Here is a 23,878-nt window from a genome sequence, read left to right as displayed (position 1 = left end):
AATAAGAGAGCATTGGTGACAAGTTAAGAAGAGCGCTCGAAAGTCAAGAGGGACTTTCTCTACAAGCTCAAATGTGTGAAACTCAGACTGGATAAGTCATCTAGCCCCGGTGAGTCCTCATGAGCCGAACCCGAAAAACTAATAGAGACCATGCTAAGAAGAGCCAACGACCGATGGTCGAAGACGAAGTGGTCGCTGCCCAACTCGAAGCCTTGGTCACGCCCGCCATTACCGCTCAAGAAAATTACTACCGCCGGCTGGGGCTCAGAGACCGAATACTCAACCTACCATTGATGGTGGCAGCGCTCCTGACTCTAAGTCGGGCGAGATGTGGCAGGAGTCAGGGAATTAAGTCGCATCTTAGGAAGAGAAGGTTTATTATGGTGTCCCCCCACACAGGTAAGTCAACAAGCTCTTTCTCAAAGATTTTTGACCTTTCCCGCCGAGTTATTCGAGAGAGTTTTCAAAGAATTGTTGCCCCATCTGAGACAGGCTTGGTGCTCACGAAGTCGCCGTCTTGAACCCGAAAGTACACAGTTTGCCCGTCGCTGCTTTGAGCAGATTTGGATTGCCGACAGTTCAACCCTAGAAGCTCTATTTCGGAAACTCAAAAGTTTAGAAACTCTCCCCAAAGGTCAATTAGCGGGAAAGATGACAGTGGTCATCGATTTAATCACCCGCTTGCCTATCGAGATTGGATTTGACGAAAATCCCAGAGCCTCGGACACCTCCTGGGAGAAAGACCTGTTAGCATTAGTCAAACCCCAGACCTTACTGCTACTAGATAGAGGGTTTTATCACTTTCAATTTTGGCATCAATTGAGAGAACAAGGCGTGGATTTTATTACCCGACTCAAAAAACGAGCGACGATACAAGTCGAGGGCGTGTTGACCAACAGCTATAGTCTGCGAGACCGCCGAGTGCGTCTGGGTTCGGGAACGAAAAAGACTCCATTTATCACCTTACGTTTGATAGAAGTGCGTTCGGGGAACACCTGGCATTCTTACCTGACCTCCGTACTCGACCCAGCCATTCTCCCGCCCTATGTGGTGGCGGATTTGTACCGACGGCGCTGGCGGATTGAAGAGGCATTTAACGTAGTAAAACGGCTGTTAGGACTCAGTTATTTATGGACGGGTTCCCTAAATGGCATCAAGTTACAGATTTGGGGAACTTGGCTGTTTTATGGTCTTTTGGTAGATTTAGGAGATGCGGTGGCTGACGAGATGTCCCTGGAATTTGAGAGCATTTCTTTGGAGATGATTTATCGAGGTCTGTATCATTTTCAAGTAGCTCATCACAAAGGCTTAGCTGCTGACCCCGTGAAGTATTTAGCCGCCGAGGAAAATCGAGATTTAGGGATTGTCAAAGCTCAACGAAAACCCAAGTTAAAATTGATTATCGCTCCCTTTCCGGATGCCACCCTACGTGGAGAACCATTTTTCTTTGAGCCACTGCCGAAAATCCCCTTGACAACTGGCTTTGAGCCTTAACTTGTCACCAATGATAAGAGAGAGAGTATTTTGTTGAAGTAAGCTGTTGTATGTCTAAATCTTACAGTCAATTTTTATGACTTCCTTCGGGGAATACTAAACGACTCTACAATTTATATCCTGAACAGCTTAGAAGTCATATCTAATCAGTTGACATCGGAATTATTATCTCTATCTTCTCTTTCTCTGTGTCCTCTGTGCCCTCTGTGGTTTAATCATTTCGATACAACCGAAATTGATATCAATGCCATAAAATCAATGGTTTCAGCAATTAAAAACGTCCTGGTTGTAGAGAAGGTTGTTAAGCTAATCCGCATTTAAATTGCAGAGTAAAATAAATCTTTACTCTTGTGGGGTAGGCAGGAGAGCCCGCACTTAACATACAATTTAAATGCACAACAGCTTATAGTTGTTAATAACTTGCTTTTCCACCTCCTTTTTCCCCTGGTTCAATGGGAGAGCGCAGCCGTGCCAAGAGTAACTGCTATCCCCAAACCGATTAGTATCAAAAAGATTTGCTGCTTTCGCTTGTGAAAAAGTTGAATTAAAAACCACATTCCCACCAAAAAAGAGCTAATGAACAGCGCCACCTTAATACTCCAACTAGCATTTAAAGTAATGCCGGAGCCGACCGAGTTGCTGATGCCATTGCTGTCACCAGAATTAGCTTGGCAATTGTCGCTGATATTATGGTTATAAAGCTCTCGAACTTTTTCCCCGTACTGTTTGAGAGAGTAGCCACCTAAAATGTTGGAATAGCTGGCATCAATTTTACTGCCCGAACCGCCAAAGTGTTTCTGTGCTAGTCGCTCAATTAAACGATCGCCCCTGAACATTTGCCCAGTTTTAGGGTCAATTTCCTGTTGGCTGCTGACTAAGCTCTCAGCTAGAGAATTTTGCAAGACTTTATCCTGAACAGCAGGAGGAAAATATTGGAAGAGTTCCTCTCTTGTAGGTTTTTGGCCTTTGTTGATGTTCAGGATAAAGTTAGCCCCCCCTGGAATTGAGCTGACAGCACGCTGCACGTCTTCCCGGTAACTCATCAACTGATAGCGACCGATCGCCCGCCCGCAGTTGCGAGATCCTTCGGTACAAACCATCTCGCCAATGGCTTCGTAGTCGGCACTGGCTGCATTTTCCAAATTGGCGATTCCTTCGGAAAGCTTCGCTAACGCCTCTCCTAATAAAGCCACATCCACACCGTTAACGTAAGTCGCTGGGCGCGCGCACTCTCGCTTTGATTCAGGTACAGGCTGAGTTGGTAAAGCGTTTTTTCGAGCGTGATTTGAACTCAGCGGCTTTGAAGGTTTTGTTTCAGATGCGACGCCTTTTGAACGCGAAATACTGTTAGAAGAACCGCCCTCCAATCGACCGACAAACATAGGCGAATTAACGCTGTAACTGAGAAACGGAACCGGGCCAATAATGTAAGGCGATTTGCCGCAGGGCAAACTAAACCTGAAGTACAGAGCCGTGTCAACAGTATCGCTGGTTTCTGACGGTTCCATTACCACTACTTTAAACACTTCCCCAAAAGGATGCCGTCCCGTCGGTTCCCAACCGGTCAAACAGCCAGAACCACCTCGCACTTCCTGGTATTTGCCGCTAATCCACTGCTTGCCTTCTAGCGGCCCTGTGGCGCGGCGACCGGCGTTTTCCATGTCGTCGAGTTCGATATAAGCGCAATCTTTCTCGCACGCTACCGCAAATCCTTCTACATCAGAACCGGAAATTGTGTTATTGCGCTTGCTCTCGTACCGACTGTAGATCGTGTCAATTCGCATGACTGCGCTGCCAATGGACGCAATAGGAACCGGAAAGCTTGAAAGCGGGACTTGACTCAGCAGCGGAATATTGCTGATGAGTTCCTCTGACCAGCCAGAGAACTGTTCTAAATTTACGCTATTAAGGTTGGGGATTTGGGCGATCGCAAACTCAGATAGATCAATTTGGTTAAGTTTTGCCTGTGCTAGTTGTGGTACTTGTTTTACAGCTTGACCAATTGATAATTGATTGATGTTAGGATTCACTCCGGCTATTTGAGAATATAAAGAAGCAATTGGAGGAACATCGCTCAATTGAAATTGGCTAAGATTCGGAACAATTTCAGCCAAGTGACCGACAGTTTGCTTACCAGCTAAGGGAAATGCTGACAAGCTGATATTCTCTAAATTGATATCTCCTAGTGCCAATTGTTCAATTGCTTGCAAAGACAGAATTTCAGGTTTTACATCGTTGATGTCCCCCAGCTTCAAGATGTTGTCAACAGAAGTGCCGGCTTGCCAGCTTCGATCGCCCGAACTTCCAGAACTAGCAACGGCGGGCAGGGAACTAAAGGTAATCTGGCTCCAATCTGGCAGCAAAACTCTAGATTGCTCTTTTTCCCAAATTTTAGTAGGTAAGGAACTAGCGCTAGCAATTGATGGAAAGCTGAAGAAAGTAATGCTGATGAAAGCAAAAATTAGGCAGAGTGTACTGGCAGCTATTAAGGCAGATCCTACCTGGCTTGATTTTTTTAACTGCTTGGGACTGTTCATGAGAATCCTATTGATGTTAACTCAAATGCGGGTAAAAAAATCTGCTCTATTCTCTCTAGTTTGGAAAAACTTTAAATGGTTTTTAAAACATTACGAAAAATAGAGCAGTATTGCAGAAATTAGCCATCAGCTAAATCTCCCTCTCCCCCTCTCTCCCCCTCTCCCTCTCTTCCTCTCTACCTTTCTCCCTCTTTTCCTCTCCATTTTAGGAATTACCCAAAAACCTGGCCTTCCTATGTAATTCCGTCATTTGAGGTTGAGCATGAGAACGAGAAACTGGTTTTTTTAGGTTGATAGTGCGTCCAGGACTGCATTTCTCCATCTTCGCTTTTTTCTTTAATCAAGCTCCAGCTCAAGCTGTGGATTCGGGCGGACTGCTGAATCTGTCCAAGGAGTATCTGCTAGGTTGGACAAGTCATACACATTTTCTTGGTAACCGTTGTCAAAATTACCTTGGCGAACTTCTTTAGATGACGAGTAACCGACAGTCAAATCGGGTGCCGATTCGTAACCGGAGTTGTTATAGCCGGAATTAGGTTCAATCGAAGCATTGTGCATGGTTTTTCTTAGTTTATGTGGTCAATAATTCCAATTTAAATCGCATCGAGTTCGTGCAACTTCATTCCTGTGAGCGATTTCGTTCAGTAAAAATTACCCCCTCTAAATGGAGGGGGCGGCTTTAGGAAGGTTGCCTAACGGCTCTCAGCACTGGGCAATGCTACGAAGTCGAGAAAAATGTCTTTAAGAGAGTTAAGAGAGGTGACAAAGTGCGATCATCGCGCACTAAAATCTTTGGTTTTGCAGTTATCGCGGTGTAATAGGTAGAATTCTAACCCGAGAGCGCGTTTCATCTACTGAAATTAATGCCCCTAACTCAATTGGTGACTCGAATTTACGCAACACTTCCACAACCAAACTCTCTATATTGGCAGGCAGTACGTCTTGAATACGCACTTGAATTACAAGGAGTTAGCCGCGACTGAAAATGTCTTCAATGTCCCGTGAACCGTGCAGAACACGAATTACATCTATTCCATTTTCAATTTCCCGATAGAACACCACATAATTGCCGATCGGAAAGCTGTGCAACCCAGCTAACAGTTCCTCACGCCTTCTGCCCAATCCTGGATTACGTGCCAAGGTTTGCAGTTTTCCCTCAACGCGATCTAAAAACTCGTCAGCCCGATCTAAACTATCATCAGCGATGTAGTCCCAAATATCTAGCAAATCCAGTTCAGCACGCGGGCGTTTAACGATCGTGGCCATTACTGCGGTTTCCTCCGCCGACGCTGCCGCGCTTTTGCCTTGATTGCTGGCATATCCAAGGGAGTTGCTTCACCGCTGTCTAGCCCTAGCTGAATTTCCTGCCGCAATTCCTGCAAGCGAGTTTGCTGGAATTGTTCCCGTTCTTTCAACAGGCGCAACCCTTCACGGATTACCTCGCTAGCAGAATAATACAGTCCGCTTGAGACTTTCTCCTGGACATACTGCTCTAACTCTGGTGTCAAAGACACGTTCATGCCTGAGTCCTCCTGTAATTTGGGCTATTCCATTTTCGCCTTAATAACAGGGAATAGCAATCGTTGTTATTATTGTACTAAAAAACTCGCTCTTGTGTACAAGCGAGTTGAGCAATTTCTCAAGTAACTCTCGCGATCGATCGAAATGAACCAATAGACATCTCCAAAAATGAATCTGAAACCCTTATCCTGCTTAGACTTATCTGTAATTTATGGAGATGTATAATCATGCCCCAAGTGGGTTTCCAACTAATCCGAATTTACAATGATTACCTACAGTTGACCTGGAGAGATCAATCGTACCCAACATTTTGAGCAAGTTCATTTTTCCAACCGCGATCGCGCTCACCTCGCTGAAAACTTTTGGCTATTATGCAATGAAACCGCTAACTGCACAAGACATCCTCCAGCGTTACTCAGAATACCGGACATATTCTGCATTTTTTATTAATTGTTCAATAACTCCAAGCAAATCACTTGGTTTGGTGCGAGAACACCTCCGACTTTTATTACTTGCAACTCTCCGGTTTCGTCGGGATATTGTCCTTTAACTTGGGCAATTGCTGCATCTAAACTAGATGCCTGAGCAATATACACCTTCTCAAGAGCACTTAGTACCCAAATAGGTTTGGGCCACTTATGTCGAGGTTGAAGAATTGAATAGTGAATCACTTGACCAGTATACTGAACAATTTGCTCGAGCGCAGTTTCCGAACAAAACTCCCCCAACTCTGACTCAATACATTGTTTGAGTTCTTTCGCAGGAATTTGCTCAAAAACTGATTCTAAGAGCATTAAGGCTGGTCTTACGTGTTCTAATTGAGTGTGTTCCTGCACGACTAATGACTCTACGAAATGACTCACCTGGTTGATGATTGAGTCAAAATCTAGCTCCATCAATAAATGACCTAAATACTCCCTTAACAAATTTCTTAGCTTTTCATCAGAGATATTGATACCGCAGGTTTTCAGATAAACTGAAGGTTTATTACCCAAATTCCGACCGCAGCCAACTTCTCCATTAGCTGCATCTTCTGCTTCTATCAGTTCCATCAAGCGCGGATAACTGGTTGTATCATCTATTGTGGATTGGGGCTGGGAGGGAATTGAGTTACTCATCTGTCTGTCCTTAATGTTTCAAAGTAATTAAGATTGTCGGGTTCTTCAGGATCGGGACCGCAGTCTAGCAACCCCACTTTCAACTTTCTATAAAATACTAGCGCACCAGGCAATGCGTGGAAGCCTATCCTTCCTTGGTATCCTAGTTCCTCACTACGAGCGAGCGCAAAATCTATCAGAGTTCCACCTACTCCCTTATAAGTGGGAGGATTGCTAATAGTTGGTCGATTCCAGGGAGCCGTTGCTAGGGCTCTGACGTACACCAATCTTCGTCTCAATTGAGACTCAATATAGCAGCGTTTTTTAAAAATATCGATAGTCATTAAACCCTGAGTTATGCCGTCACACTCAATGGCATATAGTTCATCTCCCGGTAAAAATTGAGTTCGATAGCTTTTACTAACCCAATTCCAGTATTCATCTTCTTCTCCACTCCCTCGAAGGGTTGGTTCCCAGAGGGTTGTGGCATCTTCTAAATGCTTCTCAGTAACGGATGTCAGGATAGCATTAACTACCTGTCGATCTCGAACTCGAAGAAGCTGGATAGGGCGATTCAATTGCCAAACCTAATTATTGTGATAACTACATTATATGTCATAATCTTTAAATTTAAATCTAAGCAATATTTTCCCAATCCTTTCACTATTTTTATGAACAGAAGTAATTATGAAACCTAATCCACTAAAAGAGCAGAAACAATCAACCGCTATCCCAACTTTTTTGACCCCCGACAAACTTAAAATAGCTCAGTTGCAAGTTACACTTAAAACTCCTTACCAACTAATCGATACTGCTTTCAATCTTGAAATAGCCCTTCAACCATTCCAACAAGCAAAAATCATCGGTATAGACTGCGAAACGACAGGGCTTGACCCCTACCAAGCCAAAATTAGATTGTTACAACTTGCCATTCCTGACCATCCAGTAATCATTGTAGATTTATGGGCCATTGAACCGAGTTCCCTCGAACCATTACGCTTGCTTCTAGCCAGTCCTGCACTCAAGGTAAGTCACAACCTCAAATTTGAATGGCAAATGCTCGCTTTTGCCGGACTGGAACCATCAAAACCCTTTTTCGATACCTATTTGGCTTACCGAGTGCTGACGGCTGGACTAAAACGCCACCTGTCCCTAGAGGCTGTCACTGAGAATTTGTTGAAAGTAAAGCTAGACAAAACGCAGCAAGTTAGCGATTGGTCGGGAAACTTAACACTCGCTCAACTGCAATATGCTGCTGCCGATGCTGCAATTTTACTCCCGCTGGCTGCTGCTCTCGAACAAAAATTGAAAGTTTCTAAGCTTTGGAAAACCGCTTTACTAGAGTTTTCCTGTCTGCCTGCGGTGGCTTCTATGGAACTCAACGGAATGCTTTTAGATAGAGAACAGTGGAGAGTTTTGGGAGTGAATCTCTGTCATCAACGCGACTCTCTTTTAAAACAAATTAATTCGCAACTCCATCGACCTAACCCTAATCAACAAATCTCTCTGCTGCCCGAATTTACGGATACAATTAATCCTCGCTCTCCCAAGCAAGTCTTAGCGGCTTTGCAAGAAAAAGGTATTCCTGTTACTTCCACTAGCTCTCAACATTTAATTCCTTTGCAAGGCGAGTATCCCGTTATTCAAGCACTGTTAGAATACCGCAGTTTATCGGCTCGTATCGATACTTTTACTCTGGGTTTACCTGAACGCATTCACCCGATTACAGGGCGCATTCATCCCAATTGGTTTCAGATTGGTGCTAGATCAGGACGGTTTAGTTGTCGAGAGCCAAATTTAACGAATATCCCCAGAGATAAGGAAACCCGACAGTGTTTTAAAGCTGCACCCGGTTACGTCCTGCTCAAAGCCGATTACAGCCAGATTGAACTGCGGATCATGGCGAAGGTTTCCGGCGATCGCACGATGGTGAAAGCTTACTCCAAAGGGGAAGATTTGCACTCTCTCACAGCTTCTTTGGTGCTAGCAAAACCCTTATCTGAAATTACTCTCGAAGACAGACAGCTCGGCAAAATTATTAACTTCGGTTTAATTTATGGCATGGGAGTTACGAAATTTAAGAATATGGCTCAAGCAGAGCATGGAGTCACTTTAACGCTGCAACAAGCTTCACACTTTCGCAAGAAGTTCTTTGAATCCTATACAGGTATCAAACGATTTCACGCCCTAGTTCGGAGCGCATGGAGCCGAGGTATCCGAGAAAGTCGGACTGTGTTAGGCAGAAGGAGATTATGGTCAAAAGATACTAAACCGCTGCTTAATGAGATGCTAAATAACCCAATTCAAGGGATGAGTGCTGACATTACTAAACTCGCTCTTGCTCTACTTTTTTTGCCTCTGAGCAGCACTGGGGGTAAACTGATTTGTGTGGTTCACGATGAAATTTTAATAGAGTGTCCTCTTGAAGAAGTGAGGCCAGTTAAAGCCTTGCTTAAAAAATGTATGGTGAGAGCTGGGAATAAGTTTCTCTCTCCGATTCCTTGCGAGGTAGAAATTAAGGTGATGGAAAGTTGGGGAGGGTAAGAGATTAACGGGGAAAGAGTGGGGAATGGGAAGTAGGGAGAAACCGCACCGCAGGCATTGCTGTGAAAATTCCACTTCCTGACCACTCCCCATTCCCCACTCCCCTAACAGTCGCAGCACGATTCCTCCCCTAACCTCCCACCCGTAAACAACGATTGTTGTGGTGAAAATGAAGAGTAGAATTCAAATCACCATGAATATACCCCTCTTCTGTCACTCTAGGCAGAAGAAAATAAGAATTCACTCTCATTCATCAAGTAAGAGAAGGGATTTGGGGAAAAATTCATTAACGCTCTTAATCGAGCCAAGCCTGTAGATAATGGTGGAATCGGAAAAACTTTTAGCCACTGTTGTATCAAGTTAAAGCTAATTAAAGGTTGTAGTATTAATCTGAAATTGTTTAGAGGGCTCTTCCGACTGTTTTTTTCATCAAGCGTCTTGATCCTGCTCAAAGCGGTGGAGAAGCAGGGTAAACGCACCTTAACTTTAACTCAAAATATGCTACAGTTAAATCCGACTGGAGTTTACGCTCGAAATCTAACACCAAAGAAAAAAAATTATCTTTAACCGAGCTTTCAGATATCGATCGCTCTTGTTATTGATTTGCGATCGCACTCTCAAAACCTAACACATATAATCCGATCGCCGTAGGGTGTGTTCGCGCTTCGTGAAGCCCCGCATCTAGAGAAAATTACATTGGTTAGCGATGATCGCACTGTGGGGGTTGAGATGGCGTGTTACATTTCATTAACCCACCCTACAATTATTGAAAATGACGATCGCAATTTCAATCAGAGTCCCATATAATCAGAAACACTTCTATGTGTTGGGTTGAAGTATGAAACCAACTTACGGATGATCGATCGCACTTTACTCAAACGCATTGCCTCAGATGTCGTCATCGATCAGGTCTATGCTTGGCTATGCCAAAAGCGATCGCACTATCATTTCAACAATGATGTGTGGCAGGTGCGGTGCTGGTGGCAGGAGAAAAAACCGCAGCTTCAGGCTCTATTACGGTCGGGACGCTATCTGTTTCGCGAATTACGAGCGATTTGGGGTCCGGGGCAGAATATCGAGGTTTGGTCGGCGTTGGATGCGCTGGTGTTGAAGGCGATGGCGATTGTTTTATCCGCACACCTCAAACCTCATCTCTCTCTGCGGTGTTTTCATTTGGCGGGTAGTGGGGGGATGAAGGCGGCGGTGCGAGAGGTGGCGGCAAATGTGGCTGATAACCCGTTTGTTTTTCGGACTGATGTGAAGGGCTACTATGCCAGTATTAATCATCAGATTCTCATGGGGATTGTGGGGCGTTATGTGCAAGATGAGGCGGTTTTGGCGTTGCTTTGGGGCTATTTACGGCGGTATGTTAATGATGGGAGCAAGTTCATCGATATTACCCAGGGATCTCCTTGGGGTGTCCGTTGTCGCCGTTGATGGGGGCGCTGTACCTGAAGCCGTTGGATGACCGGATGGCGGATTTTGGCTGCTTTTATGTCTGCTTTATGGATGATTTGGTTGTCCTTGCGCCGACGCGGTGGAGGCTACGGAAGGCGATTAAGGCGGTGAATGAGGTGATGGCTGACCTCCGGGTTGAGCAACATCCGGATAAGACGTTTATTGGGAGGATTGCACTTCGTTTCCTCAAACCAACCTACAACCTACAAGAGGAGCGATCGCATATCTGTCTACACTCAATCCAAAAACAGCCGATCGCACTATATCTTAAAACTTAGTCAAAGGGCGATCGCACTCACAAAAACACAATTGCGATCGCAGTGATTTTACCCTCTTTCTGGTAGCCAGTTGATCTCAAATAATTGTTCAAGGGTATAAGGACAGTCTTCTGGGCAGATGATCTCATATCCTGTCTTTTGCCTGACATATTTTAAGGCTTTTTCATAAATTTTTGCTTGGTTTTCCTGTAGGTAATTTCGTAAATTTTGAGTTAAATCCTCATTAAGTTGTGTTCTAAAACTCATAATTTCCGCTTGCCAATGATTGGAATTATAATCATATTCGGCAGTCCAATATTGTAGAAGCAGTAAATGTCTAATAATCTGTTCGAGTAACCTTTCAACGGTTTTTTGGTCTCGCCGACTCAAGAGTTCTAACTCCTCAATTAAATGCTCCTTATCTAACTCATCGAATCGGTTTTCTTTTAAAAGGTTAATCGTTTCCCCTAACCATTGCTCATATTCGCTCTCATAAAGAGATGTTAAGTTAGTTTTAAGCGTCATTTTTTACCTCAATTTTACGATCATGTTGGGTTAGTTTGTTGGGTTTCGTTCCCTTAAACTAACCTACAAGATCGCGATCGCATTTCTCTCTACCCTCAATCCCAAAACAGGTGATCGCACTCTATTTCAAAATTTTATCAATTGAGTGATCGCATTGCTCTTCTGTACTCCCCAAGCTTGTGTTCGCCTTTCGTTTCTCATCGGCTAGAATGCTATTGCGAAGCGACTCCTTCGGAGTTTTTTACTCTCAAAACCGATTTCATCTAATCCAATCCTACTACAAGCTCAATGATCGCTAAACTCCACGTACAATTACCGAAAAATTTAGATTACTTTTAACCAGACCTATCATGACATATTGTAAGCCCCAGTAGAAGGCTGATTGTGTTGGAAATGATTTCCTCCTGTATGGTAAATATTTATATGTTGACCGCTCCCGCTCCCTCTCGAAAAAGTTTCGTTCATTGCCCCTGAATCAAGGGGATAACGCACCGTAATCCAATTGTTAACACGGAGGACTCGACTGATCACATCTATAGTCTTATCATTTGCTAACATCATCTCCCCTACATTTCCCAACTCCGAACGTATCTCTACTAGCTCTTCCATCGTAGCATTTCGTGTCTTAACGGCTTGACAAATGGCGTTTATGAGGCAGTTATTTACTTGTAACAAGGCTGTAGCTTGAATTTCCTGAAGGTATAAATTTAGTTTGTCCCGTTGGTTACCAGAACCGCCAGTACGGGCAGGCAGAAAAGTAGAATGTTTTTTGTCTCCAAAGATGGAATGCATTGTACCCTTTCCATTGCCACGCTCTTGTATTTGTCTGTTGAATTCCATAGCTGTCACGCTTGAATCCTGATAAGTCCGCAAGCGATCAGATACTTGTGTAGCCGTGAGAATGCCACCGAGGGCAGCCCGTTTTGATCCAGATAGATCCATAAAGTCGTCCTTAGGGTTGGTAGAGGTGAGATATTCCCCCACCCTTTTGGCAAAATGCTGACGGTCAGACGAGGACTCTTCGCTGTCTGATAGTTCGTCAGCCCAGTCATCATAGTCATGACCCACCTTTTTATGCGCCCCATATTCTTGCTGACGGTAACTGACCATTGCCTGCGGCATTTTGTTGGTTTTGGATGGGTCAGTAAAAGCAGGTGCTCCCTTGGCAATCGTTTTTGAGCCAAAGGGATAATGAATGCGTATGGTTCGGGGATCACGTCTAAAATTATCCGCAATCATTTGTAGGGCATCTGAAGGGGTCACACTGTATGTCTTGACAATCTCACTAATAGTAAATTCCGGGATAGATGTGGAAAGGGCCGTTATATCATAATGGCTAAGGATGGCTGTGAGTGATCCGGCGTTTGATGTAGGTATAAAGGCAGTTATCTCCCGTATGATATTGCTCTGTCCTCGCACTTTTATCTCAGAGCCTGATACAACAAATGTGTACCATCCGCCACCCACAATCTTTTTTAGCTGTCCTTGTACTTTGTCAGTTTGTCCATAGGGTATTATTTCATAAGTTTTGTCAATATCACTATCATCCACGGTTATCAACTGAACGGTCGCTGTCGTTACCTTTGGCGTATCCTGTTTTAACACTACTTCTTTTGAATTAGCATCAGCCGAAGCTAGTTTTAAAGCCTTTTGACCCATCACATCGGCTTCCTGCTCCATGCTCGGAGCGTCATTTATGTTCGCACCATGTGCCTGTACAGTAGGCTGTACCCTTCCCTGTTTTTGTTGCACCACATGCCAAACCTCATGGGGCAGGTGTTTCTCTTGTCCTGCACCCAAATGTATTTCTGTGCCTTGTGCATAAGCATGGGCCTGCAATTGTGCGGGTTTATCCGAGTTGTAATGTACTCTCACATCATCTATAAAGTAGCCAGAGAGGATTTCTATGCCTGCTTTCAGGCGATCCGGTAAACCCGTTTGGTTGGGATACGGGACTTCTGATAGAACTTGGCTATTCTCTGTCTTTTCGCCTTTCCCTTGGATCACACAATCCCCTGCTGATGCAGATGGGGTTTCGGTGACAGTGAGTTGCGAGAATTGCTGCGGTGGTAAAGACGATTTTCGCTGCACCGCGAAATCGGCCCCCATCTCCTGTCCTTGAGATGACAGGGTAGATGCGGGGGCATTGATCTTTTGTACCACCTGGGATGTTACCCGATCAGCCTTTTGTTTATACTTATCTCCCGGTTCGCCAATGGTCAACTTTGCCTGAATAATTGGAATTGGCAAACTCCCTGTACCAATCGGCACCTGACTAAAATCATGCCGAAACCGCGACTGGCTAAACCTTTCCGACTCCACATCCTCAGTCGCCTCCACCTCCTTCTCCACCGCCGCACGCTGTAAAACCCCACTCACCACAGGACTCTCGCCTTTAGACTGCTGATTAACCCGACCAACTTGGCGACCTTTCATAACTTCATCCCTCCATATATGGCTTGGGCAATTTCCTGTCCTAATTGCACAGGATTGCTTGTATTCGTCAAACTCAAATCTGCAGGCAACTTAGGAATCCTCCCGCCTCCCTGTAAATGCACAGGCAACCCAAACACCGTCAACAGTCGCGCCAACTCCGCCTCAATTGCCCCTTGCAACTTCACCCTCTGACTCTGACTAACATCCACCCCTGACAAAATCAACCGCTCAATCTGAATATCAATCTTCATCCCCTACCTGCCTCCCATAACCCGAAAATCTGCTTCATTAATCTGCCTTCCCAACTTGCGAAACTCCGTCCGCGCCGCCGCCAACACCAACTCCATCCCCACCGGAGTCCCCGCCTTCGCTGCCAAAAACGCCGCATTCAAAGCAATATTATGGATATTCGCCCCCGTAACATTAAACTGAGCCAACCGTTGCAAATCTAACTCCTCCGTCGGTGTCTTTGGTGGAAACACCTTCTCCCACATTTTATGGCGTTCCTTCACACTCGGAAAGGGAAAATCCACCATAAACCGCAACCGTCGCACAAACGCGGCATCCATAGCACTCTTAATATTCGTCGCCAAAATCGCCAACCCGCGATACGCTTCCAATCGTTGCAACAAATAATTAATCTCTATATTCGCATAGCGGTCATGGCTATCCTTCACCTCACTGCGCTTCCCAAATAACGCATCCGCCTCATCAAAAAACAAAATCGCTCCCCCATCCTCCGCCGCATCAAACAACCTGCGTAAATTCTTCTCCGTTTCCCCAATATACTTGCTCACCACCGCCGACAAATCTATCCGGTACAAATTCAACCGCAAATCCTGCGCTATCACCTCCGCCGCCATCGTCTTCCCCGTCCCACTTTCCCCCGCAAACAACGCACTCACCCCCAACCCCCGATTCATCCGTCCCCGAAACCCCCAGTCGTCATACACCACCCCCCGATGCCGCACTTGGTCAGCTATTTGTTCAAGCAACTTCTTCTCCTCATCCGGCAGTACAATATCATCCCAAGTGGCTTTCACCTCCAACCGTTGCGCCAGCGAATCCAAACGCGGACGAGTGCTAGCCAGACACCCTTGCCATAAATGTGCCAGCAATTCAGGTTCTTCCCTCACCTCCCCCCGTGCTTTCTCCGCAATCTGCCCAATTTCCACCAAATTCAAGTTAAATTGATTCGCTAGTTGCCCCGAAATGCTCTTTACCATTGGCTGATTTAACTCTTCCCTCAACGCCAACTCCCAAGCCTCTCGCTGTTCCACAGGCGTAGGCTTGGCAACATCAAACGTCACCGTCCGACGAGACAGCGCCAACCCACTCTCCCGCACATCCAAAAAGAAAATCCCCTGACTGCGACTCAAAAACCGCCGCAACCCCGCCAGTCCCCCCCCATTCGCCACCTCATCTAACCCCTGCACATCTACATACAGCGCCAAAGGTAACAACAAACTTTCTCGCTCCCAAAGCCGCGCCAAGGTTTCCAACTCCGTCCCCTGCGGCGGCAACAACTCCAAGGGCAACCGATACAAACGCAGCCCCAACACTTGACAAAGTTTCCAAATTATGCTAACCTTACTATCCTTATCAATTCCCGTTAACTGCCAAATAGGAAACTCCTGCTCCTCAACCGCCGTTTTAATCTGCAATGCCATAGTTTCCGCCACCTCTCGCCCAGAAGCAGGCAACGGTAAAATCCCCTCCTTCACCCCTTTCTCCCAAGGATTGAGAGGAAACACCAACGACCCCAAGCGGTCATCGAGATAATTTATCCCCTTAAAATAATTAACAATCCGCTCATCCGCCCGTAACGCACTCGTGATTAGCGGTTGATTTCCCACCTGATGAATCTCAATCAACCGCCAATAGCGCAAAGGACTTTCCGGCAACACCACACCCCATTCCGGTTGATCAAAACACGCCAACGCCAGCGCAAACGTCGGATATGGTCGATTCGGATCATCTTGAGCCTTTGCACAAAGATTAGCAATACTGGTATCAAACTCCATCGCCACACACAGCAGCAACACCCATTGCTCAAACTCCGACAATCCCAACTTGTAACTTAGCAAGATCAGAGCTGGCGGTGGGTCGCAATCCGCTGCTGCCATCAGGTTCTCCGCTTGCTCAATCTCCTCCCACCGAATCTCTGGTGGAGACGACTCACTGTTCTTCTGTTGTTCCATCTCCGCTGATTGCGCTAACCATCTCAGGCGGAGACGGAGCCAGTTTAGCGCTGCCCCCAAATATTGATCGTTGCTCACCTGCCAGCGTCTTAACTGCGTCATAGCACCTGCACCTTCTGAGTCACATCAAACACAGGCGGCTGAACGGAGCGATCGATTAACAAACTATCGACCCCATCCACCCGCAACCGGAGGAAGTAATCGCCCGATGGAATATCTCTCAGGTTAAACACCAGGGTATTCGTCTTCTCAGTCCGAGGGGATGCATCTAAATCGACTTGAGGCAACAATTCGCGATCGCCCACCAGCAAAACCACCCGTTGTCCCGGCCAGATATGGGGTTCACAAGTTACAGTCAGCGTACCTGGGGGACTGAGGTCAAACCGCAGAATTTTAGGCGCGAGGGAAAACGACAGTTCATTCGTCACCCGCTCTTGTCCCCCCTGCCGCACCTGCACCATTACGGTATAAAATCCAGCAGGCCAGTCTTGCGATCGCTCCGGCAGTTCAACCACCACTTCCGTATCCGTCGCCCCTGGTTGCGAAGTCAAATCGAATGGTCTTGACCAACGTGGATGCATGAATCGAACGATAACATCCCCCTGACTTTGGAGATGGTATCCCCTCAAAATCAACCGTTCACCCAACCGCACACTCGGTTGCTGATTGAGAGTTTGCACCTGTTGTAGTGTCGGAAACGGTGGAATCAAACCCGTCTGTGCCAGCATCCCCTTATCATCAGACCCCCGCATTAAGACGGGCAAGGGAGCTTTTGTCGGGCTACTGCTATCGATTAAGATGACCGAAACTTCGTAAGCCACTGAAATTCGATACTGAGTTTGAAACGTTGCCCATAATTTGGAAAGCTCTTCTATATTTAGATGCTGAGGCGTAATTCGCACCCGTTCTACCTGATTGTGCAAATCGCTCTCCGGTAGGGCAGCACGAATATGATCGGGGTTGAGAATTGCATAGTCGTGGAGAACACGCATCGCTCCCCCTAACAGACGATGACTAATAATATCTTCGTTATCCTGACCGTAAACTGTAATTAAGTAGTACAAATTCAGGGCTAAGGGAAAACGTCCCGTTTCTCCCGGCCTCAATCGTCCTGTGACATCTGCATTCCGCAAGGAGGCATTGGGCAGGGTTTGATAGAGGAATAAATTCACCTGATTGCTGCTATCTCCATTCTCCCGCGCCTTATCTGGAGGACGGGCAGTAACAACACCACTTCCCAGTTCACTTCCAATACTTCGGGCGAGTAAGTTCCGCAGTGTAGTAGTGACAGCCGCGATCGCCAGTGAGTTACTCATGGCTTCCCTCCGTGACGCTGTTTGAGGTAATCTTGCAGAGACTGCGTTGGCCCCCGTTGAGCGGATTTAGTTGGGGGCGGGGGAGTGGGCGGCTGACTGGCCCGTACCTCGATTCGACCGATACTGATTTGAATCGTCGGGGTTGTCTCTACAGGATTTAACTGATTTGTTGGGTCGAAATTTGCGGCGTTGCGCCGATAGGTTGGGTTAGAGGAGGGGAATGCCGGCACATCGTTCGTATTCGGATAAACTCTTGATTGGCTGGAGGATGACTCAGATAATACAGAAAGCGATCGCCGTATGAGAGAACTCAACTTCTCACTCTGAACCTGTATTTGCATAGCCCTAGAGGACTCAGAGGGTATCTCAAAAGTGCTAGACATTACTCGATCCCCCCTAGCCCCCCTTAAAAAAGGGGGAACAATATTGCTTAAAGTCTCCCTGTTTAAGGGGGAAACAATACTGCTCAAAGTCTCTCTGTTTAATGAGGAAACAATATTGCTCAAAGTCCCCCTTTTTAAGGGGGATTTAGGGGGATCATCCACGTTTGAGTGTAGCAAAAACGACTGCTCAGACATCCTTTCATCTCCTGTTGCTGTCAAACTTCCTACACTTTTTTTCTCTCCGTCTCCTCGTCTCCCCGTTTCTCCGTCAGGTAAACTCGAAATTGGCAGCGATTGATTTCCACTCATCAATCGCTGTGGCACTAATTGAATGAATTCTCGCTTCTGTGCAGTAGCATGAAGCGGTGGATTGCTACCTGTAGATATCTCCTGTTGCTGAGATAATGTTCGCGAGGGAACTGTACGAGCAGCTTGAGACGAAGAATCCTCTTGTAAACGTCTCCCCATCTGCCTCTGTGTGTGTCCCTCCGTCTGTTCACTTGGCCGTGCAGTTGAAGTGTTTTGCTGCTTATTTATTGACTCTTGTACAGTTTTGTGGTAATGATTTAAATCTGATTCAATCAATTGTTGTTTTGGCTGGACACTTGGTGCTACATCATTATTAATTAGCGGTTCAACTCGACTCGGTTGAGATTCAGCAGAGGGCTGGATGGGTAGGACAATCTCAGAACGGACTAGCGGCTCGGGTGTACTAGCATTCGCTATAGTTCCCTGGTTCTCTACCTGCGGTGTTGTTGAATACTTGGAACTGGGTGCAGTGTTAAGAACATCTTGCACAGAATTAGGGCGACGCGAAGATTGGCTTTCCGGTGCTTGGATTGGCGATGACATCGGGGACTCGGCACTTCGGAGTGGCTGAATTATCTCCAATGCGGGGGATGCCTGAAAAGATGATGTTGCCTGGGTTTCCCTCGGTGCATTACGTTGTCTAAGGTTGGATATCTGGGAATCTGGTTGAGCGGTTGAGCGATCGCGTTCCAACACTTCCCTATTATCCCAATCGGGTTCCGTTAACCTCTCCCCCTGTTCCTCTCCTACAAGGTGAGGGAAGCTAGATTCTCTCCTACCCTCGTAAGATGGGGTTAAGCTTGTTTGATCTGAACCGTATTGGGTATGTTCCCTTCGCTGTCCTGTTTCTAAAACCTCGTTGAATAGTGGTTCTACTCGACTCGGCACGCTTGTTGTCGTCGGTTGAACGGATGGGATTGCTTCAGGAGACACCAGAGGCAGAGTTGGTTTTACCGGACTCGGATGCTCAAGCGGGATGTCTTCCACCACGAAACCACCGGACTCACCTAAGTTCGGGGGATTGACTGGGCTGTCAATTGAGGAATGCGATCGCATACTTGCATCAACTTTCCGCTGAATCATTCCCGGTGCGGCGAATAGCTGTGTCGGTGGCGTGGCCATGAAGTTAGCAACGGGATTTTGAGGAGTATCGACTTTGGGTGTTTGTGAGGAACTGGGTTCAGTTAGGGGTGAGGAGTCTTGCTGTTCAGAGGAAGTTGCCAAGTGCGATCGCCTTTCGTGTATATTTGGCGATCGATTGGTGTCTAATGGCTGAAAAGTATTTGGCTGAATTTCTTCTACCAACTCAACCAACGGTTGAACTCGATTTCCTTGGTTTTCAGGCGTTGGTTGAATCGGTGTCGCCTCCGAAGAGATCGCAGAAATAGCTTCACTGAAGCTATCCGACTGTTCTGGAGATGGCACTAACTTACTGGGTTGGGAAGACGAGCTTGCATCCATAGCTTGGACAGGTGAGACACCTAGCCCATCAGAGCTGGATGTTTGTGCTCGTGGAATGGGTATCTTGCCCGTCCTCAGTATCTCGGTATCTTCCTGTTTGCTGATGTGAATCTCAGAGCTTGTACTCAGAGCCTGGGTATGCCAGACACCTACCCCACCAGAGCTAGATAGTTCTGCTTGTAAGATGGGCATCTTCCCCGTTCTAGTACGGCTAGAATCAGCTTTAAATTCTGCTCCCTCTGTCTCCCCGTCTCCCCGTCTCCCCGTCTCCCCGTCTTGCCAGTTCCCCGTCTTGCCAGCTTCCCAGTTCCTCTCCTCCTCCGAGAAAGAGTCAATACTACTCGTTTGAGCCTCAAAGCCCAGCGAATCGCTACCTAATAGCACTTCCTCTGAAGCAAACATCGAAGCAATCAGCGGTTGCACCACAGGGATTAAACCCAGATGCCGCGTTACCAATCGGGTGAGAAAATTAGCCATCGGAAACCATGTCCAAATAAAACTGCCGTCGCATTGCACTCATGGACAAAATATCTGCCTCTCGCCAGCCATAAAACCGGGCTAGTTGATGAACTTCCCGCAACAAGCGCTTGGCCTGGACGCTCAGTTCTGTCCAGAAAAATGACACAATATCGAACAGGACTTGCCAGGAGTGGTTGCAGGCTGGGCAGTTGAGGTCTAGTAGTATTTCCGCCTGGGGGTCGTATTCTGCCATTTGTGCGGCTAATTGTGCGATCGCCACCGATGGCAATTCACTGTAGTCAACCGTAACCCCATCCCGGCTTGCTTGCACGAGACAGCGCTGTATGAGCTGGGAGTTAGCCACACCAATATCCTGACACCCCACAATAGCCGCCATATCCCAGCTAGTTGGCAAACGAAATTGCAGCTCCAACCCTTCCACCGCCAAAGAATATTCCTGTACTTGGGGTGCAACGGGTTCAGCAATGCGGATATCTGCCACGTTCATGTCAAATTCCAAGCGTTCCCGGCACTGCGGACACTCGGCAAACCCATTAAGCTTAGAACCAAAGGTCATCTCTCTGATTGTCAACAGATAGGCATCTCGCTGTCCAATACTGAGGGATGCTAGTTCAGATGCCGTTATGTCTGAGCAAGCAAAAGTGAGGAGAGTCAGCGCCCGATCCAGAGGATGCTGACTCTGCCCGATTTCCCAAATTTGCAGAATGTGATGAGCAGAAAAGGGACGCATTGATTAGCTAGGTTCGAGGAAACTGGGTTCTGTTGGTTCGTTTACGGCGTAGTCGCGTTCCCAACCTTCGTTTTGCAACTGAATGCTCTGAATGGCAACCGCATTCGCATTGGCATCGAGTTCGGGCATGGCCGTGAATTCAGATACCCAACACCGAAAGACTTTGTATGCGATCGCAACTTGCCCCGCTTCGTTCATCAATTCAATAATGAGGTCCTTGCGAAAGTCTTTCAAAGACACTTCTGCACCCAAACCAGAGCCATAATTCCAAACTTTATTCGCCCATTGTTCAAACTCTTTATCGTGAGTTACACCTCGTTCTAGTGTAATGGCTTCATATTTAGTTGAGCCTGGTGAGTGGCGTTGGCTACTAGGATCTCCGCCGTCGCGATGACTCACTACTTCAGTAGTACGTTTTAATGCTCCTACTTTACTCACACCTGCAACATACTTACCATCCCATTTAACCCGAAATTTGAAGTTTTTGTAGGGGTCAAACCGTTGAGCATTCACGCTAAATTGAGCCATTTTTTTCTCCTTGCAATTTTTCTAGAAATACCCAGCAATTATCTTAGGTGGGCACTATTGACCAACACTTTTATAGAAATAGATTGGGTTTCGCTATGGCTCAACCCAACCTACTAGCTACCCAAAGAATTAGGCTGCACTTTCACGAGTCATTTGTTGGAATTTGAGAATTACAAATTCCGCGGGTTTCAGTGGAGCAAAACCAATCACAATATTGACGATGCCTCGATCAATGTCGTATTGAGTGGTTGTTTCACTGTCACATTTGACAAAGTAAGCTTCTTTAGGCGTTTTTCCTTGAAATGCTCCCTGCTTAAACAAGTTGTTCATAAATGAGCCAATATTAAGCCGGATTTGTGACCACAAAGGTTCATCATTTGGCTCGAATACTACCCATTGCGTCCCTCGGTAGAGACTTTCTTCCAGGTATAAAGCGAGTCGGCGAACCGGAACATACTTCCACTCGGAAGCGAGTTGATCAGCGCCAGCTAACGTCCTAGATCCCCAAAGGACATTGCCATAAACGGGAAAATTCCGCACGCAATTCACCCCTAAAGGATTTAATTGACCATTTTCACCATCAGTCATTTTGTAGGAAAGTTCTCGTACTCCTACTACTGAGGCTTCTATGCCAGCAGGTGCTTTCCAAATTCCTCGTTGCGAATCAGTACGAGCAAAAATTCCAGCTATTGCACCACAAGGAACAAACTCTTCTGTACGATTTTCCATGAGCGGATCGGCCATCTTTAAGCGGGGGAAATAAATCGCTGCATTGGTGGCAAGATCAGCGCCGATAGTGCCACGAAGAGTATCCACACCACTGACGGCATCAGAAATCTTCTTCCAGCCTGAAGGTGGGTCTACAATCAAAAATGCTCGCTTATCCTTACAATATTTAGCTGCCTTTACGACAGTTGTATCAATTCCAACGTCCTTTGATCGCGTCAAAGGAGGAATGCAAAGTAGATTAAATAAATCTGCTTTATCTAGGGCATACAGCCCTTTGCGATCGGCTTTCAAGCCATCATCAGAAATCTCCGTATCGGTTATATCTGCACCGTCACTACCCGTTCCGTCAGCATTAACAGAGTCCATCTCATTGGGACGAGCAGTGATAGCTGAAGCGTCTTCTGGAACATTGACTAAGTTTGATTCTTGTTCAATTACTTTCTTGTAAAAGCGGGCAGAATCCGGATCGATGGATAGATTGCGGAGGGTTTCAGCCGCAGCCACTTTATTGGAACCGGGTGCTTCTAATTCCTGAACAGTTAAGTTGAATAATTTAGCATCTTCTTCATTGTTGCCACTTTTGCGAGTTTTATGGTCAACGGCTGCTCGTAGAGCGTTGCCCCAAGTGCCCGGACTAGCTGCTTCTAGATTCAGCGCTCCACCACTACCGGGTAAGCCGATTTTTGCATTTTTTGCCCCCTTATGAATGCGAATGATAATGGCATCTTGACCGCCATTGAGGAAATACTGTTGCACCGCATAACTCATGGTGCTTTTATTCCATAGTCCTCCGAATTGACGCACAAAATCGCCATAGTTTTGAATGCGTATGGGCTCATTCAACTGTCCTTTTAAGGCAGAACCAATGAAGGCAGTAATAGACGTTGCAACACCACTAATGGTGCGAACACCACTGGGAATTTCCTCAACATAGACACCGGGATAAGTAGGTGTGACGGGCATAATCAATTCCTTGTTTTAGGGTGAGTTAATAGAAGTCAAGAGTGATAAAAACGGACGCTAATTATTTTGTTAGTTAGCTTTTTCGCCAATATAAACACCCTTTAATAGCACTTATACGAATTGCGTTTTTTTTGCTCATGGATCGGTTTTCTCCTCCATTTTTTTTATTTTTTGCGTCAAAGCCGCAATTTCAGCCTGCTGTTTTTTGACAATCTTTACCACGTCACTCAACGTTTTTCGGTGGTCTTGAGCAACTTTGGTAAGAATTGCGACAATATCTACAACTTTAATGGCTTGCTTGTCATGGGCTGTTAGTAAGTCTGGTGTATCTTCTGCAATAAAACCAGCATGGGGCGTTTTGGACTCATCTTCTGTGTAGATGAATTTAACGGGATTAAGGGTTCTGAGGATGGCTGAAACCTCCTGACTAGATAAATCATTAATTTCCTCTTTTATAACTCTTGATGAGGCTTGACCGAGTTTCCCTATGAAAGTGTCAGCTGTGACTTGTCCGGTAACTTTTAGCTCTCCGGTAACGTTAGCATCTTTGGAAACGATTAGAGTTGTAGTAGCAGTGGTGCCGGTAACGTTAGCATCTCCAAAAACGGTTAGCTTTCCGGTAACGTTAGCATCTTCTGCAACGGTTAGAGTTGTAGTAGCAGTGGTGCCGGTAACGTTAGCATCTTCTAAAACGGTTAGAGTTTTAGTGGTAGTGGTGCCGGTAACGTTAGCATTTTTTGAAACGGTTACCTCTCCAGTAACGTTAGCATCTTCTAAAACGGTTAAAGTTTTAGTGTTGGTGGTTCCGGTAACGTTAGCATCTTCTAAAACGGTTAGAGTTTTAGTGGTAGTGGTTCCGGTAACGTTAGCATCTTCTGAAACAGTTAGAGTTTTAGTGGTAGTGGTTCC

19 protein-coding genes and 1 pseudogene are annotated in these 23,878 nt (G+C 46.2%); 4 read left to right on the top strand and 16 right to left on the bottom strand.

From position 1 onward, the window contains the following. The first annotated feature begins 173 nt into the window (after window positions 1–173). A pseudogene (locus tag QUA40_RS01620) lies at window positions 174–1,494 on the top strand (IS4 family transposase). A 449-nt stretch (window positions 1,495–1,943) separates the two neighbouring features. Here QUA40_RS01620 and QUA40_RS01615 read toward each other — a convergent pair. The 6 genes from QUA40_RS01615 to QUA40_RS01590 form a co-directional block, all read right to left on the bottom strand. After that, entirely contained in the window at window positions 1,944–4,031 is a 2,088-nt protein-coding gene (locus QUA40_RS01615) for a hypothetical protein (protein ID WP_333121218.1), read from the bottom strand. 336 nt (window positions 4,032–4,367) lie between these two features. After that, window positions 4,368–4,589 (bottom strand): hypothetical protein, encoded by a 222-nt coding sequence (locus QUA40_RS01610; RefSeq protein WP_194008911.1) that lies wholly within the window; start codon window positions 4,587–4,589, stop codon window positions 4,368–4,370. Window positions 4,590–5,000: 411 nt separating this feature from the next. Then, the gene (locus QUA40_RS01605; protein WP_333058482.1) at window positions 5,001–5,297 is read right to left on the bottom strand and encodes a type II toxin-antitoxin system RelE/ParE family toxin; all 297 of its coding nucleotides are present in this window, start codon (window positions 5,295–5,297) and stop codon (window positions 5,001–5,003) included. Further along, window positions 5,297–5,551, bottom strand: a complete 255-nt coding sequence (locus QUA40_RS01600) for a type II toxin-antitoxin system ParD family antitoxin (RefSeq protein WP_333058483.1) — start codon at window positions 5,549–5,551, stop codon at window positions 5,297–5,299. Before QUA40_RS01600 ends, QUA40_RS01605 begins: the two co-directional genes overlap by 1 nt. A gap of 447 nt (window positions 5,552–5,998) precedes the next feature. After that, window positions 5,999–6,670 (bottom strand): hypothetical protein, encoded by a 672-nt coding sequence (locus tag QUA40_RS01595; RefSeq protein ID WP_333121217.1) that lies wholly within the window; start codon window positions 6,668–6,670, stop codon window positions 5,999–6,001. Continuing rightward, window positions 6,667–7,227: a hypothetical protein gene (locus QUA40_RS01590; RefSeq protein WP_333121216.1), complete on the bottom strand. Its 561-nt coding sequence runs from the start codon at window positions 7,225–7,227 to the stop codon at window positions 6,667–6,669. The genes QUA40_RS01595 and QUA40_RS01590 overlap by 4 nt, the downstream gene beginning before the upstream one ends. Before the next feature lie 109 nt (window positions 7,228–7,336). On the opposite strand from QUA40_RS01590, the gene QUA40_RS01585 reads away from it, so the two are divergent. The 3 genes from QUA40_RS01585 (at window position 7,337) to QUA40_RS01570 (ending at window position 10,929) form a co-directional block, all read left to right on the top strand. Next, window positions 7,337–9,193 (top strand): bifunctional 3'-5' exonuclease/DNA polymerase, encoded by a 1,857-nt coding sequence (locus QUA40_RS01585; protein WP_333121214.1) that lies wholly within the window; start codon window positions 7,337–7,339, stop codon window positions 9,191–9,193. Window positions 9,194–10,048: 855 nt separating this feature from the next. Then, window positions 10,049–10,630 (top strand): hypothetical protein, encoded by a 582-nt coding sequence (locus QUA40_RS01575; RefSeq protein ID WP_333121213.1) that lies wholly within the window; start codon window positions 10,049–10,051, stop codon window positions 10,628–10,630. Beyond that, window positions 10,606–10,929 carry a reverse transcriptase domain-containing protein gene (locus QUA40_RS01570; protein WP_333121211.1) on the top strand — a complete coding sequence of 108 codons (324 nt, stop codon included), beginning with the start codon at window positions 10,606–10,608 and terminating at the stop codon, window positions 10,927–10,929. The genes QUA40_RS01575 and QUA40_RS01570 overlap by 25 nt, the downstream gene beginning before the upstream one ends. Before the next feature lie 48 nt (window positions 10,930–10,977). Here QUA40_RS01570 and QUA40_RS01565 read toward each other — a convergent pair whose 3' ends face one another. From QUA40_RS01565 to QUA40_RS01520, 10 genes are all read right to left on the bottom strand, one after another. Next, window positions 10,978–11,433: a DUF29 domain-containing protein gene (locus QUA40_RS01565; protein ID WP_333121209.1), complete on the bottom strand. Its 456-nt coding sequence runs from the start codon at window positions 11,431–11,433 to the stop codon at window positions 10,978–10,980. Between the two features lie 348 nt (window positions 11,434–11,781). Continuing rightward, the gene (locus QUA40_RS01560; protein ID WP_333121208.1) at window positions 11,782–13,869 is read right to left on the bottom strand and encodes a DUF4157 domain-containing protein; all 2,088 of its coding nucleotides are present in this window, start codon (window positions 13,867–13,869) and stop codon (window positions 11,782–11,784) included. Further along, window positions 13,866–14,120 (bottom strand): hypothetical protein, encoded by a 255-nt coding sequence (locus QUA40_RS01555; RefSeq protein ID WP_333121206.1) that lies wholly within the window; start codon window positions 14,118–14,120, stop codon window positions 13,866–13,868. Before QUA40_RS01555 ends, QUA40_RS01560 begins: the two co-directional genes overlap by 4 nt. A 3-nt stretch (window positions 14,121–14,123) precedes the next feature. Beyond that, window positions 14,124–16,172 carry an ATP-binding protein gene (locus QUA40_RS01550; RefSeq protein WP_333121205.1) on the bottom strand — a complete coding sequence of 683 codons (2,049 nt, stop codon included), beginning with the start codon at window positions 16,170–16,172 and terminating at the stop codon, window positions 14,124–14,126. Next, entirely contained in the window at window positions 16,169–17,386 is a 1,218-nt protein-coding gene (locus QUA40_RS01545; protein ID WP_333121203.1) for a Pvc16 family protein, read from the bottom strand. The genes QUA40_RS01550 and QUA40_RS01545 overlap by 4 nt, the downstream gene beginning before the upstream one ends. Further along, entirely contained in the window at window positions 17,383–20,016 is a 2,634-nt protein-coding gene (locus tag QUA40_RS01540) for a hypothetical protein (protein ID WP_333121201.1), read from the bottom strand. Before QUA40_RS01540 ends, QUA40_RS01545 begins: the two co-directional genes overlap by 4 nt. After that, window positions 20,009–20,749 carry a T4 family baseplate hub assembly chaperone gene (locus QUA40_RS01535; RefSeq protein WP_333121199.1) on the bottom strand — a complete coding sequence of 247 codons (741 nt, stop codon included), beginning with the start codon at window positions 20,747–20,749 and terminating at the stop codon, window positions 20,009–20,011. The genes QUA40_RS01540 and QUA40_RS01535 overlap by 8 nt, the downstream gene beginning before the upstream one ends. 3 nt (window positions 20,750–20,752) lie before the next feature. Continuing rightward, on the bottom strand, window positions 20,753–21,277 hold the full coding sequence (locus QUA40_RS01530) for a phage tail protein (RefSeq protein WP_333121197.1): 525 nt from the start codon (window positions 21,275–21,277) through the stop codon (window positions 20,753–20,755). A gap of 129 nt (window positions 21,278–21,406) precedes the next feature. Beyond that, window positions 21,407–22,969 carry a phage tail sheath C-terminal domain-containing protein gene (locus QUA40_RS01525; RefSeq protein WP_333121195.1) on the bottom strand — a complete coding sequence of 521 codons (1,563 nt, stop codon included), beginning with the start codon at window positions 22,967–22,969 and terminating at the stop codon, window positions 21,407–21,409. 135 nt (window positions 22,970–23,104) lie between these two features. Next, window positions 23,105–23,878 (bottom strand): polymer-forming cytoskeletal protein (locus tag QUA40_RS01520; RefSeq protein ID WP_333121194.1); only part of this gene is annotated, 774 nt, incomplete at its 5' end.

It is taken from the genome of Microcoleus sp. Pol11C3, from assembly GCF_036701485.1.
GTDB lineage: Bacteria > Cyanobacteriota > Cyanobacteriia > Cyanobacteriales > Microcoleaceae > Microcoleus.
This window is presented reverse-complemented; position numbering and strand designations above follow the sequence as displayed.